At 68.4% G+C, this 12883-nt stretch carries 14 protein-coding genes; 7 read left to right on the top strand and 7 right to left on the bottom strand.

What is annotated here, in order from left to right:
* Positions 1-5 precede the first annotated feature (5 nt).
* From VXD91_RS12175 to VXD91_RS12165, 3 genes are read left to right on the top strand one after another with little or no spacing between them, the layout of a single operon-like run.
* A complete protein-coding gene (locus VXD91_RS12175; RefSeq protein WP_346415530.1) occupies positions 6-2039 on the top strand; it encodes a toprim domain-containing protein in 2034 nt (677 codons plus the stop codon).
* A gap of 12 nt (positions 2040-2051) precedes the next feature.
* Complete coding sequence (locus VXD91_RS12170; RefSeq protein ID WP_318984358.1) at positions 2052-4193, top strand: DNA gyrase subunit A; 2142 nt, start codon at positions 2052-2054, stop codon at positions 4191-4193.
* A gap of 6 nt (positions 4194-4199) precedes the next feature.
* Positions 4200-5432 (top strand): DUF4303 domain-containing protein, encoded by a 1233-nt coding sequence (locus VXD91_RS12165; protein WP_346415529.1) that lies wholly within the window; start codon positions 4200-4202, stop codon positions 5430-5432.
* Here VXD91_RS12165 and VXD91_RS12160 read toward each other — a convergent pair.
* On the bottom strand, positions 5420-5878 hold the full coding sequence (locus VXD91_RS12160) for a dihydrofolate reductase (protein WP_346415528.1): 459 nt from the start codon (positions 5876-5878) through the stop codon (positions 5420-5422). The genes VXD91_RS12165 and VXD91_RS12160 overlap by 13 nt on opposite strands.
* A gap of 4 nt (positions 5879-5882) precedes the next feature.
* Complete coding sequence (locus VXD91_RS12155; protein WP_346415527.1) at positions 5883-6683, bottom strand: thymidylate synthase; 801 nt, start codon at positions 6681-6683, stop codon at positions 5883-5885.
* A 42-nt stretch (positions 6684-6725) separates the two neighbouring features.
* Here VXD91_RS12155 and VXD91_RS12150 point away from each other — a divergent pair, with 42 nt between their 5' ends.
* Together VXD91_RS12150 and VXD91_RS12145 are read left to right on the top strand one after the other, a co-directional pair.
* Positions 6726-7466 (top strand): dienelactone hydrolase family protein, encoded by a 741-nt coding sequence (locus VXD91_RS12150; RefSeq protein WP_346415526.1) that lies wholly within the window; start codon positions 6726-6728, stop codon positions 7464-7466.
* Positions 7467-7510: 44 nt separating this feature from the next.
* Entirely contained in the window at positions 7511-8428 is a 918-nt protein-coding gene (locus tag VXD91_RS12145; protein ID WP_318984353.1) for a CoA ester lyase, read from the top strand.
* On the opposite strand, the gene VXD91_RS12140 is transcribed toward VXD91_RS12145, so the two are convergent.
* On the bottom strand, positions 8422-8901 hold the full coding sequence (locus VXD91_RS12140; RefSeq protein ID WP_346415525.1) for a hypothetical protein: 480 nt from the start codon (positions 8899-8901) through the stop codon (positions 8422-8424). The two genes, VXD91_RS12145 and VXD91_RS12140, sit on opposite strands and share 7 nt — an antisense overlap.
* 230 nt (positions 8902-9131) lie before the next feature.
* On the opposite strand from VXD91_RS12140, the gene VXD91_RS12135 reads away from it, so the two are divergent.
* Complete coding sequence (locus VXD91_RS12135; RefSeq protein ID WP_346415524.1) at positions 9132-9323, top strand: DNA-directed RNA polymerase subunit alpha C-terminal domain-containing protein; 192 nt, start codon at positions 9132-9134, stop codon at positions 9321-9323.
* 451 nt (positions 9324-9774) lie between these two features.
* Here the strand turns inward: VXD91_RS12135 and VXD91_RS12130 are convergent, their stop codons facing one another.
* From VXD91_RS12130 to dapB, 4 genes are read right to left on the bottom strand one after another with little or no spacing between them, the layout of a single operon-like run.
* Positions 9775-10275: a hypothetical protein gene (locus VXD91_RS12130; protein WP_346415523.1), complete on the bottom strand. Its 501-nt coding sequence runs from the start codon at positions 10273-10275 to the stop codon at positions 9775-9777.
* Between the two features lie 8 nt (positions 10276-10283).
* On the bottom strand, positions 10284-10733 hold the full coding sequence (locus tag VXD91_RS12125) for an NAD(P)H-dependent oxidoreductase (protein WP_318984351.1): 450 nt from the start codon (positions 10731-10733) through the stop codon (positions 10284-10286).
* Positions 10730-11200 (bottom strand): tetratricopeptide repeat protein, encoded by a 471-nt coding sequence (locus VXD91_RS12120; RefSeq protein WP_346415521.1) that lies wholly within the window; start codon positions 11198-11200, stop codon positions 10730-10732. The genes VXD91_RS12125 and VXD91_RS12120 overlap by 4 nt, the downstream gene beginning before the upstream one ends.
* Before the next feature lie 10 nt (positions 11201-11210).
* Complete coding sequence (gene dapB, locus VXD91_RS12115; RefSeq protein WP_346415520.1) at positions 11211-11945, bottom strand: 4-hydroxy-tetrahydrodipicolinate reductase; 735 nt, start codon at positions 11943-11945, stop codon at positions 11211-11213.
* 35 nt (positions 11946-11980) lie between these two features.
* Between dapB and VXD91_RS12110 the strand changes: the two genes are divergently transcribed.
* Positions 11981-12883, top strand: a complete 903-nt coding sequence (locus VXD91_RS12110) for an NAD(P)-dependent oxidoreductase (protein WP_346415519.1) — start codon at positions 11981-11983, stop codon at positions 12881-12883.

Below are 12883 nucleotides of genomic sequence, written 5' to 3'. Positions count from 1 at the left end.
CAGCAGTGAGCTACAACGCTGCGGACATCACCGAACTCGACGATGTTCAGCACACCCGCCTGCGACCGGCGGTCAACCTGGGCCTGGATGTGCTCAACACCGCCCTGCGCGAGCTGGTGGACAACGCGGTCGAGGAGGTCGCCGACCCCAGCCACGGCGGCTCCACCGTCACGATCACCCTGCATGCCGACGGCTCGGTGAGCGTGGCCGACGACGGACGCGGCCTTCCCATCGACTCCGACCCCGTGACCGGCAAGAACGGCATCGTCAAGACCCTCGGGACGGCGCGCGCCGGTGGCAAGTTCTCGGCCCACGCCGACGCCAGCAGCACCGGCGCCGGCCTGAACGGCATCGGCGCCGCGGCCGCGGTGTTCATCTCCGCCCGCACCGACGTCACCGTGCGCCGGGCCGGCAAGACCTACCTGCAGAGTTTCGGCCACGGCTACCCCGGCACGTTCGAGGGCAAGGAATTCGACCCGAACGCCGAGTTCACGCGTGCCGACAACCAGAAGCTGCGCGGCGTCGGCAACCGCAAACCCGACGCCCACGGCACGACCGTCCGGATTCTGTTCGACCAGGCCGTGGTGCCGGACGCCAGCGTGGACATCGCCGAGGTCCTGCTGCGCGCCCACGCCGCGGCCCGGATGTGCCCCGGTGTGCACCTGACCGTCGTCGACGAGGGCTGGCCCGGCGAGGAGGTCCCCGCCGCCCTGCTGAAGCCGTTCAACGGGCCCTGGGGCACCGAGGCGCTGCTGGACCTGATGTGCACCTCGGCCGGCACTCCCCTGCCGCCGGTGCGCGCCGTCGTGGAGGGCCGTGGCGAATACACCACCGGGCGCGGGCCCACCCCGTTCCGCTGGTCGATGACCGCCGGACCGGCCGAGCCGACCACCGTGGCCGCGTTCTGCAACACCGTGCGCACCCCCGGCGGCGGATCGCACCTGACCGCGGCCATCAAGGGACTCACGGAGGCACTGGCCGACCGCGCGTCCCGGATCCGCGACCTGGGCCTGGCCAAGGGCGAGGACGGACCCGAACCGCAGGACTTCGCCGCGGTGACCGCGCTGGCCGTCGACACCCGCGCACCGGATGTGGGCTGGGACTCGCAGGCCAAGACCGCGGTCTCGTCGCGCTCGCTGAACGTCGCGATGGCCCCGGATGTGACGCGCAGCGTCAACGTCTGGGCGGCGAATCCCGCCAACAGCGAGACGGTGTCGTTGTGGACGAAGCTGGCGCTGGAGTCGGCCCGGGCGCGCCGCAGCGCCGAGGGCGCCAAGGCGCGGTCCCGCGCGGCGTCGAAGGCCAAGGGGCTGGGCACCAACCTGTCGCTGCCGCCGAAGCTGCTGCCCAGCCGCGAGACCGGCCGCGGGTCGGGCGCCGAACTGTTCCTGTGCGAGGGCGACTCGGCGCTGGGCACCATCAAAGCGGCGCGCGACGCCACCTTCCAGGCCGCCTTCCCGCTGAAAGGCAAGCCGCCCAACGTCTATGGCTTCACCGTGAACAAGGCGCGGGTCAAGGACGAGTTCGATTCCATCGAGCGCATCCTGGGCTGCGGCGTGCGCGACAACTGCGACCCCGAACAGTGCCGCTATGACCGGATCCTGTTCGCGTCCGACGCCGACCCCGACGGCGGCAACATCAACTCGAGCCTGATCTCGATGTTCCTGGACTTCTACCGCCCGCTCGTCGAGGCCGGCATGGTCTACGTGACGCTGCCGCCGCTGTTCGTGGTCAAGGACGGCCAGGAGCGCATCTACTGCCAGGACGAGTCCGAGCGCGACACCGCCGTGGCCGAGTTGAAGGCCCGCTCGAAACGCCGGGTGGAAGTGCAGCGCAACAAGGGTCTCGGTGAGATGGACGCCGACGACTTCTGGAACACCGTGCTGGATCCGCAGCGGCGCACCGTGATTCGCGTGCACCCGGACGACGCGGAGAAGAAGCTGCACCACACCCTGTTCGGCGGGCCGCCCGAGGGCCGGCGCACGTGGATGGCCGAGGTGGCCGCCGTCGTCGACACCCTTGCGCTGGACCTGGACTAGAAAGAGTCAACCGTGACCTCGACCCTGGATGTTCCCGAGCAGAATCCGGACCTGGTCCTCGACCAGAGCGCCGACGACTACTGGAACCACTATCAGCTGACGTTCGCGCTCTACAGCGTCAGTGACCGCGCCATCCCGTCGGCTTTCGACGGCCTCAAGCCGGGCCAGCGCCGGCTGCTGTACCAGATGCACGACTCGAAACTGCTGCCCGGCAACAAGCCACAGAAGTCCTCGAAGGTGTGCTCGGCCGTCACCGGCAACCTGCACCCGCACGGCGGCGCCTCGATGTACGGCGCCGCGGCGCTGATGGCCGCCGAGTTCCAGCGCGTGAAAGTCATTGACGGACAAGGCGCTTTCCCGCGCATCCAGGGCGACATCCCCGCCGCGGACCGGTACACCGAGATGCGGCTGTCGGCTCCCGGTGCGGCACTGACCGCCGAACTCGACGACCACGCGGTACCGATGGTGCCCACGTTCGACGGCGAGTGGATCGAGCCCACGATGCTGCCGGCCCAGTGGCCGGTGCTGCTCTGCAACGGTGCCGTCGGTATCGCCGAGGGCTGGGCCACCAAGGTGCCCGCGCACAATCCGCGCGAGATCATGGCGGCCTGCCGGGCGCTGCTGAAGACGCCGAACATGACCGACGACCGGCTGGCCAAACTCATTCCCGGCCCGGACTGGGGCTGTGGGGCGACGGTGGTCGGCACGGCCGGGCTGCGTGAGTACCTCACCACCGGCCGGGGTGCGCTCACCGTGCGCGGCACCTTGTCGATCGACGGCAAGAACGTCGTCATCACCGAACTGCCGCCCGGTGTCGCGAGCAACACTGTGCAGGACCGGATTCGGGCGCTGGTCGAGTCCGGTGAGCTGGCCGGTGTGGCCGACATGTCCGACCTGACGGATCGCCGCAACGGGCTGCGGATCGTCGTCACCGCCAAACGCGGCCATGCCGCCGAGACCATCCGCGACCAGCTGCTCGCGCTGACCCCGCTGGAGTCGACTTTCGCCGCCAGCCTGGTCGCGCTCGACGAGGACCGCGTGCCGCGCTGGTGGACGGTGCGCGAGCTGATCGGCGCGTTCCTGCACCTGCGCGACTCCGTCGTGCTGCACCGCAGCCAGTACCGGCTCGAGAAGGTCACTGCCCGTAGGCATCTGGTGGCCGGGTTGATGAAGATCCACCTCGACATCGATGCCGCCGTCGCGGTGATCCGCGGTTCCGACACCGTCGACGACGCCCGCCGCGGGCTGCAGGAACGGTTCAGCATCGACGAGGAACAGGCCAACTACGTTCTGGCACTGCAGCTTCGGCGACTGACCAAGCTCGACGTCATCGAGCTGCAGGCCGAAGCGGACAAGCTGGACGCCGAGTTCGCCGAGCTCACCGAGCTGGTGTCGAACCCCGACGCCCGGCGCGTGGTGATCGACAACGAATTGAAAGAGACGGCGAAGCTGTTCGCGGGGCCCGAATTCGACCGCCGGACGGTCCTGGACTTCGAGGGCACCCCGACGGCGTCGAGCTCCGACGACGACGGCCCGCGGGAGAAGAAGGTCAACGCCAACTGGCGGCTTGACGACCGCGGCGTGTTCTCCGACACCCACGGCGACCTGCTCTCCGCCGGGCTGGGCTGGGCGGTGTGGACCGACGGGCGCATCAAGTTCACCAACGGCAATGGCCTGCCATTCAAGACCCGCGACATCCCGGTGGCCCCGGACATCACAGGGCTGCTGCGCTCGGGTGTGCTGACGCCGGGGTATCACCTGGCACTCGTGACGCGCCGCGGCAAGATTCTGCGCATCGACCCAGCGGCGGTGAACCCGCAGGGCGCGGCAGGCAATGGTGTCGCGGGCGTGAAGCTGGCGGGTGACGGCGACGAAGTGATCGCCGCGCTGCCGATCACGTGCGGCAACGGCGAAGCCATCCTGTCGACCTCTGAAAAGGGTTGGAAGGTAACCGAAGTCGCCGACATCCCGGTCAAGGGCCGCGGCGGCGCCGGCGTGGGCTTCCATCCGTTCGTGGGTGGCGAGGACGCGCTGCTGTCGGCGGCGGTCTCCCCCACCGGGTTCGTGCGCAACGGCAAGGCGGTGCGTGCCGAGAAGCGCGCGAAGTCCTCGGTGAAGGGCACGGGTGCCGACGTGGTGCCTGCCGAGGCGTAGGCACCGGTGCAGTTCGACTGGGCAGGATTCGAAACCGATCTGACCGCTGCGGCGGTGACGGCCGTCCGGGCGCTGGTCGGCGCGGCGGCCGGGCAACAGCCGTACGCGGTGGCATTCAGCGAGTTCTACGCCGAGACCACGGGCGTCATCTACCTGCCCAATCTGGCGCTGGGCACCGAGGAGTCGGTGCCGGAGCCGTCCTGCCGGTTCAGCCCGCCGGACTGGGAGCACCAGGACTACGAGTGGGGCGACAGCGCCGGCGACTGGGGTGACCGGTTGATCGAGGCGGTGTCGGGCTTGCCGCGCGCACAGTGGGACCAGGCCTGGGAGCGGTTCGCGCAGGCGATGCTGACCATCGCCGCCGGCGTGCGAGCGGCGCTGGTCGCCGACGGCATCCTGCCGGCCGACGTCGTCGTCTATCTCGACGACGAGGACGGCGACCTGCTGGTGCGCTCATTGACGCCCGACGAATTGCGGCGACACTTCCCCGAGTACCTCGCGGCCGACGAAGCCGAGCAGGCGCTGCTGGCGTTGCCGGTCGAACAGCGGGTCGCGGCGCTCGCGGCTGCTGCCGGGTTGGTGCCCGGACCGCCGGGCGACTTGGGTCAGGAACGCGCGCGGACCCTGCTGCTCGATCTCGGCGCCGCCGCGGTGCCGGTCGCCGTCGCGGCCCTCGAACGTCGGGATACCGCCTGGCTCGGCGCCAAGCTGTTGGCCGACCTCGACATCGCATCGGCTGACGTCATCGACGCGCTGTGGGCGGCGGTGCCCCTGTCGGGCCCCGGCCACGACTGGGCGGCCACCGCGTTGGGGCGGTTGGGCTGCGGTCCGCAGGTGCTGGAGAGCGACCTGCCCGCGGCCAGCCGCGCGGCCGCCGTCACGGCGCCGTATCGGTCGTTCCGCGATCACGGCCGCAGCCATCGGCCGCTCGACTACGCACTCCTGGCCGCGGGACTGGCCGACCCGGCCATCGCAGCGCTGATCGCGCAGGAACTGGCGCCTGGTCAGGGCTACTGCACGCTGGATGCCGCCGACCTTCCCGGCGCCCGGCGGGGACTCGACCACCCCGAGCCGGTGATCCGCCGGCATGCCGTCGTCGTTCTCGGTGAACTGATCGGGCCCATGGGGCCGGAAGGTCTGGACCCCGACGACGTCGCGGCACTGCGCGCCCGGATCACCGACCTGGCCGCCCACGATCCTGACGACGACGTCCGGCGGCTCGCCGGCTACCGCCGATAGGTGCAGAACCGGTAGCGCAGGCCGGTTCTGCTGGTCTGCCACTCGCCGTGCGTGACGGTCCAGGAGTCGTCCAACTCGGGCGCGAATGCGTCACCGTCCGGCACGTCGACATCGATCTCGGTGACCTCGCACAGCGTCGCCGACGGCAGCGCCAGCGCGTACAGTTGCGCCCCGCCCATCACCCAGCCGTCGACCTCGGCGGGCAGCGACGTGACCACCTCGGCGCCCTCGGCGACATAACCGGCGTGGCGGCTGACCACGACGTTGCGGCGGCCCGGTAGCGGCCGGAAGCGTTCAGGCAGCGACTCCCAGGTGAGCCGGCCCATCACCACCGTGGAGCCGAGCGTCAGCTCCTTGAAGCGCGCCATGTCCTCGGGCAGCTGCCACGGAATCTCGTTGTCGCGGCCGATGACACCGCCGTTGGCCTGGGCCCAGATCAGCTTCATGGCATCAGACCGCAACGGGTGCCTTGATGGCCGGGTGCGGGTCGTAGTTGACGATCGCGATGTCCTCGTACTGGTAATCGAAGATCGAATCACGCGGCGCGAGAACAAGTTCCGGGTACGGCCGGGGCTCGCGCGACAGCTGCAGCCGCACCTGCTCGACGTGGTTGTCGTAGATGTGGCAGTCGCCGCCGGTCCAGACGAAGTCGCCCACCTCGAGGCCCGCCTGGGCGGCCATCATGTGCGTCAGCAGCGCGTAGGAGGCGATGTTGAACGGCACGCCGAGGAACAGGTCGGCGCTGCGCTGGTACAGCTGGCAGCTCAGCTTGCCGTCGGCGACGTAGAACTGGAACAGCGCGTGGCACGGCGGCAGCGCCATCTGGGCGATCTCGCCGACGTTCCACGCCGAGACGATGTTGCGCCGGCTGTCCGGGTTGGTCTTGAGCATCTCGAGCGCCGCGCTGATCTGGTCGACGTGCTCGCCGGACGGCGTCGGCCACGACCGCCACTGGACGCCGTACACCGGCCCGAGTTCGCCTGTCTCCGAAGCCCATTCGTCCCAGATGGTGACGCCGCGCTCCTGCAGCCAGCGCACGTTCGAGTCGCCGCGCAGGAACCACAGCAGTTCGTAGATCACCGACTTGGTGTGCACCTTCTTGGTGGTCAGCAGCGGGAACCCGGCGGCCAGGTCGTAGCGCAGCTGATGGCCGAACAGGCTCCGGGTGCCGGTCCCGGTGCGATCCGATTTGGGCGTGCCCTGTTCCAACACGAGGCGCAGCAGGTCTTCATAGGGAGTCGGCACAGCCACACTGCCAGCTTACGTTCTGGGCCGAGGAGTAGAACGGAAGCCATGCCAGTGACCAAGGACACCATCACCACCGCCGACGGCACCTGTGCCGTCACCGTCGCCACTCCTGAAGGCCCCGGCCCGTGGCCCGCGGTCGTCATGTACCCCGATGCGGGCGGCCCCAGGCAGACCTTCGACGACATGGCCGCACAACTCGCCGAGCTCGGCTACGTGGTGCTGGTGCCGGACATCTACTACCGCGAGGCCGGGTGGGCACCGTTCGACATGGCCACCGCCTTCTCCGACGAGAACGAGCGGGCGCGGCTGTTCGGGATGATGCGCAACGTCACACAGGACGTCATGGCCGCCGACGCCGGCGCCTTCTTCGACTATCTGGCGGCCCGGCCCGATGTCACGGGCGACAAGTTCGGCACCACCGGCTACTGCATGGGCGGACGCACGTCGTTCGTCGTCGCCGGCAAGCTGCCCGACCGCGTCGCCGCGGCGATGTCGTTCCACGGCGGTGGCCTCGTCACCGACACCGACGACAGCCCGCATCTGCGCGCCGACCGGATCAGCGCCGTCGTCTACGTCGGCGCTGCCGAGAACGACGGGTCCTTCACCGCCGAGCAGGGCGAGATTCTGGACCGCGCGCTCACCGACGCCGGCGTCGAGCACACCGTCGAGTTCTACCCGGCCGCACACGGCTTCGCGGTGCCCGACAACGTCGGCGCCTACGACGAAGCCGCGGCCAAGCGGCACTGGGATGCGATGCAGCGGGTGTTCGGCGCGGCACTGAAGTAACCCCCGGGGCGGGGGCTGCTCCCGCTGTGCGGGACGATTGACGGGTGTACGACCAGACCAGCACCTACGAACCTGATGCCAACGAGCACGGATCCCGCCTGGACCCGGTACTCGCGCGCAGCTGGCTGCTGGTCAACGGATCGCAGTTCGACCGGTTCTCACCGGCGACGCGCTCCAGCGCCGACATCGTCATCATCGACATCGAGGACGCGGTAGCACCCAAGGACAAGGACTCCGCCCGCGACAACGCGGCGCGCTGGCTCGGCGGCGGCAACACCGACTGGGTGCGCGTCAACGGCTTCGGTACCCCGTGGTGGGCCGACGACCTGGAGATGCTGTCGAAGACGTCCGTCGGCGGCATCATGCTGGCGATGGTCGAGTCCGTCGACCATGTCACCGAGACCGCCAAGCGGCTGCCGAACGTGCCGATCGTCGCGCTGGTGGAGACCGCCCGCGGGCTCGAGCGCATCACCGAGATCGCGTCGGCCAAGGGCACGTTCCGGTTGGCGTTCGGTATCGGCGACTTCCGGCGTGACACCGGCTTCGGTGACAACCCGGCGACGCTGGCCTACGCCCGCTCGCGGTTCACCATCGCCGCCAAGGCCGCGCACCTGCCGGGTGCCATCGACGGCCCGACCATCGGTTCCAGCTCGCGCAAGCTCAGTGAGGCCACCGCGGTGTCTCTCGAGTTCGGCATGACCGGCAAGATCTGTCTGACTCCGGAGCAGTGCGGGACGGTCAACGAGGGCCTGTCCCCCTCACTCGACGAGATCGCTTGGGCGCAGGAGTTTTTCGCGGAGTTCGAGCGCGACGGCGGCGAAATCCGCAACGGCTCGGACCTGCCGCGTATCGCGCGCGCCAACAAGATCCTCGATCTGGCGAAGGCGTACGGCATTCACCCGTCGATGTTCGGCGACGACCCCGACCACGTGTCGGCGCCGTCGGACACCTACCACTACTGAGCGGCGTCCCCCGCCTTCTTGTTCCGGTGCAGCACCGACGAGAACGCCCGGGCGATGCCGCGCAGTGCGTACCAGCCGGACAGCACGGTGAAGACGATCAGCGCGACGAACATCGGCAGCCAACCGGTGCGCGAGTGCTTGAGGTTCCACCAGATGATGCAGAACAGCACCGCCATGATGAAGACGAGGATGTCGCGCAGCCGGCCCTCGCGGTTGAACGCGTAGCCGATCGCCGTCGACTTGAGCTGGCGGCTGCGGTCGACAGCTGCGATCACCTCGTCGATCCGCATGTCGATGCTGCGTTGCAACTCGGCGCGACGCTCGACCTGCTCGGCCGGCAGCCGGTCCAGCAGGTCCATGTCGGCCTTGATCGCGGCGCGCACGTCCGGTGGCTTCAAGTTGCCCGCGACGGCGCCCAGCAGCGCGCCTCCGGCGAGCGGCGCGGCTCCCAGCGCCAGGTCCGCGATTCCCATGTCGGCCCCTCCCTATCGACGCAAACGTCAATCACCATACGGCGTTTTGAGATTTGATCCTGAATCCAGGGCGCATTTGTTCGAGTGCGGTGCGCCGTCACGTCAGGGTCAATGGTTCTGGGCACCGAAACCGAGTTGACCGTGCATTCTGGGCGTAGTTGTGCGAGTAGACCCTCAATAACGCTGCACGCTCAACCACCAACAACAGCGTTCCGAGATCGGATAGACGCATGAGTGAAGGTCAAGACCTGCCACCGATCCCAGCCGAATTCGAGCAGTTCACGCCCCGCACCGCCCGCGTGCTGGTCCGCGAGGGCTATCGCTGCCTCGCTGACGTACAGGCGGCCAGCGACGACGAACTCCTGAAGCTGCGCAACTTCGGGTACCTCAGCCTCGCCGAAGTGCGAGCGGCGGGCCGATGACGTGAGCCTCGGCCTGACTCAACTCGACGAGCAATCTCGCCAGCACAGCCGTCAACGCGCTGCGTCTGAACGGGCCTAGTCGATGTGGTGTGGCGGTTGGCCAAGCGGTAGCGGTGGAATCTGGTCCGCCGCAGGCACCACGAAGCAGTTCTGCACTGGCGGGATGTACCCACCGGCTGCGGTGTATTGCGAATGTGCAAACATGCACCGCTTCCACGAACCGTCTTCGCGGATAGGACCATCGCAGTAGTTGGCGAACACTTGTGTTTCGCACCCGGCCATGGGGTCGCCGGGCACCGCAATTGCGGCAGGGCTGACAAACAGGGCCATCGCGGGGACGGCAATAGCCGACGCCGCCAGCGTTGCTGCGATCCTCACGGTGGTTTCCTTCGGTCGGGGAACCTAGGTCTATCAGAAAACCACAGCCAAAATCAGCGCAGCGAATAATCGACTAGCGGCGACGCACACGATCCGCGAAAGCGGAATGCTTATGCAGCGGCCTCAAGTTGTCGAGTGCAGTCGATAACTCAGACAGGCGGTCAATCGCCCGACTGAGCCACGCAATATCGATCGCGACAGTGCGGGTCGGTCCCTTCCAGTCGGCGGGCTTCCACCGAGAGAGACGTTGGTCGTTACCAAACGTCGCGGGGCGAGCATGAAGCACGTCGTTGCGCAGCTCGGCAGCCTCGCTTAGCACCTCTCCAGCCTTCGCAACATAAGACCGGACATCGTGGTCCCCAACCTCGCTCGCCTTCTTGCTGAGTGCACCTGCAATTTGGCCGGTGGACTTACCTGCCAGCATCGTGGTCGTGAGCTCGGATGGGAGGTACTGAGCCAGTCCTGGCAGGTCACCCAGAATGGTCCATTCGAGCGAGCTGACCATGTAGGCCACCTGGCCGATCAGGAGGAGGTAGCCGTCTTCTGGCAGAGCAACGCGCGCCGATCGAGCCATCTAGGTCACTAACCCATCAACGTCGCGGCGACCGTCGCGCCCAGATTCCAGCAGGCCTCCACGTCGGCCTTGCTGGGTTTGCCCGAAACCACCACGTACTCAGCCGCTTTCACCCACCCCAGCCCGGTGGTGATGGACGTGACAGCCTTCTCGGCGCCTTCGGTGCCTTCGTTGCCGTGCAGCCACAGACCGAATGGCCGGCCACGCGTCGCATCCAGGCACGGGTAGTAGATCTGGTCGAACGCGTGCTTCAAGGCACCCGACATGTAGCCCAGGTTCGCCGGCGAGCCGAGCAGATAGCCGTCGGCCTCCAGCACGTCGGCGGCCGACAGCGTGAGCGCCGGACGGCGCACGACGTCGACGCCCTCGATCTCGGGATCGGTTGCTCCGGCGAGCACCGCCTCGAACATCTCCTGGCAGTGCGGAGACGGAGTGTGGTGCACGACAAGGAGTTTCATCGTGATGCCTGCTCCAGCCGGACGGCCTTGCGGATGGTCTCGCGGGCCCGGGTCCGGTCCCCGGCATAGTCGTAGGCCCGGGCCAGCCGGTACCAGCCGCGCCAATCGTCAGGGCTGGCCTCGACTTCGTCGCGCACCGACTCGAACAGTGCGTCGGCGGCGTCGCGTTCGATGCGGCCCGACGGGCGCTTGGGCAGGTCACTGACGTCGAGTTCGACGCCCTCCTCGTGGGCCAGCCGGGCCAGCCGCTGGTGCGCGAACCCGGCGCGCAGCGTGGCGACCATGGCCCACAGGCCGATCAGCGGCAGCACGAAGATGCCGATGCCGAGGCCGATCGCCGCGGCTTCCCCCGACTGCATCAGGATGACGCCGGAGCGCCCGAGCATCACGAAGTAGACCACCAGTGCCACGCACAGGAATGCGACGACCAGCTGGATGCGGAATACCTGCGAGCTCGGTTTCGTCATCACCGCCCCGTCACAGCCCCATGAGCTTCTCGATGCCGATGGTCAGCCCGGGGTACTTGGCGACCTCGCGGACACCGAGCAGCACGCCGGGCACGAACGACGTGCGGTCGATGCTGTCGTGCCGGATGGTCAGCGTCTCGCCCTGCGTGCCGAACAGCACCTCCTGGTGCGCCACCAGACCACGCAGCCGCACCGAGTGCACGGGGATGCCATCGACGTCGGCGCCGCGCGCGCCCTCCAGGCCGGTGCTCGTGGCATCGGGGTTGGGCGGCAGGCCTTTTCGCGCCTCGGCGATCAGCTGGGCGGTGCGGGTGGCGGTGCCTGACGGGGCGTCGGCCTTCTGCGGGTGGTGCAGTTCGACGACCTCGGCCGACTCGAAGAACGGGGCGGCCAGCTTGGCGAAGTGCATGGACAGCACCGCGCCGATGGCGAAGTTCGGGGCGATCAGCACCGCGACTCCGGGCTTGGCGGCCACCCACTCGCGAACCTGGTCCAGGCGTTCGGCGGTGAAGCCCGTGGTTCCGACGACGGCGTGAATGCCGTTGTCGATGAGGAACTTCAGGTTGTTCATCACGACGTCGGGGTGGGTGAAGTCGACGACGACGTCGGTGCCGCTGTCGGTGAACAGGCTCAGCTCGTCACCGGCGTCGACGCCGACGGTGAACGTCAGATCGTCAGCGGCTTCCACACCGTCGACGATGGTCGCACCGACTTTGCCCTTGGCACCCAGAACTCCGACTCGCATGAGGTCAACCCTAGCGGCCCCCTACTATCAGCCCCATGCGCGGCGCCAAGATCCTCATCACCGGAGTCACCGGCCAGGTGGCCACCCCGATCGCCACGGCCCTGGCGGCCGACAACGAGGTGTGGGGTATCGCCAGGTTCAACAACCCGCAGGCCCGGCAGAACCTGGAGCAGGCCGGTGTCCGGTGCGCGGCGCTCAACCTGGCGGTCGGCGACTTCAGTGCCCTGCCAACCGATTTCGACTACGTGGTGAACCTCGCGGTGGCCAAGAGCGGCCGGTGGGACAAGGACCTCGCGGCCAATGCGGAGTCGGTGGGTCTGCTGATGGCGCACTGTCGTGAGGCCAAGGCGTTCCTGCACACCTCGTCAGCGGCGGTGTACGACCCGCCCGGCGACGAGCCGCGTTCGGAGTCGGCGGCGTTGGGCGACAACCACAAGCACCTCTTCCCCACCTATTCGATCTCCAAGATCGCCGGCGAGACGGTCGTGCGCACCATGTCGCGGGTCCTCGATCTGCCGGCCACCATCGCCCGGTTCAACGTGCCGTACGGCGACAACGGCGGCTGGCCGTACTACCAGATGGAGATGGTCCTGGCGGGCATCCCGATCCCGGTGCCGCCGGGTGGGCCGGCGCAGTACAACCCGATCCACGAAGACGACATCCTGGCGACGCTGCCGAAGCTGCTGGATGTGGCATCGGTGCCCGCGACGACCGTGAACTGGTGTGGCGATCAGACCGTCAGCCTGCAGGAATGGTGTGCCTACATCGGTGAGCTGGTCGGCCGCGAGCCGGTCTTCGCCGAGGATCCGAACGCGCTGCGCGGCGGCCCGACCGACACCACCCGCATGCACGAACTGATCGGCGGCACCTCGGTCGACTGGCGTGACGGCATCCGCCGGCTGGTGACCAAGTTCCACCCGGAGCTGGTCGGCGTCTAG

Source organism: Mycobacterium sp. SM3041, from assembly GCF_039668335.1.
Taxonomy (GTDB): domain Bacteria; phylum Actinomycetota; class Actinomycetes; order Mycobacteriales; family Mycobacteriaceae; genus Mycobacterium.
The sequence above is the reverse complement of the archived record's forward strand: the minus strand, read 5'-3'. Positions and strand labels throughout refer to the sequence as shown.

Bases quoted from the DNA above. Each gene is read 5' to 3' on its own strand.
- VXD91_RS12130 (WP_346415523.1), bottom strand. From the start codon at position 10,275: ATGGCTCGATCGGCGCGCGTTGCTCTGCCAGAAGACGGCTACCTCCTC.
- VXD91_RS12140 (WP_346415525.1), bottom strand. From the start codon at position 8,901: ATGGGAATCGCGGACCTGGCGCTGGGAGCCGCGCCGCTCGCCGGAGGC.
- VXD91_RS12110 (WP_346415519.1), top strand. From the start codon at position 11,981: ATGCGCGGCGCCAAGATCCTCATCACCGGAGTCACCGGCCAGGTGGCC.
- VXD91_RS12135 (WP_346415524.1), top strand. From the start codon at position 9,132: ATGAGTGAAGGTCAAGACCTGCCACCGATCCCAGCCGAATTCGAGCAG.
- VXD91_RS12160 (WP_346415528.1), bottom strand. From the start codon at position 5,878: ATGAAGCTGATCTGGGCCCAGGCCAACGGCGGTGTCATCGGCCGCGAC.
- VXD91_RS12150 (WP_346415526.1), top strand. From the start codon at position 6,726: ATGCCAGTGACCAAGGACACCATCACCACCGCCGACGGCACCTGTGCC.
- VXD91_RS12120 (WP_346415521.1), bottom strand. From the start codon at position 11,200: ATGACGAAACCGAGCTCGCAGGTATTCCGCATCCAGCTGGTCGTCGCA.
- dapB (WP_346415520.1), bottom strand. From the start codon at position 11,945: ATGCGAGTCGGAGTTCTGGGTGCCAAGGGCAAAGTCGGTGCGACCATC.
- VXD91_RS12125 (WP_318984351.1), bottom strand. From the start codon at position 10,733: ATGAAACTCCTTGTCGTGCACCACACTCCGTCTCCGCACTGCCAGGAG.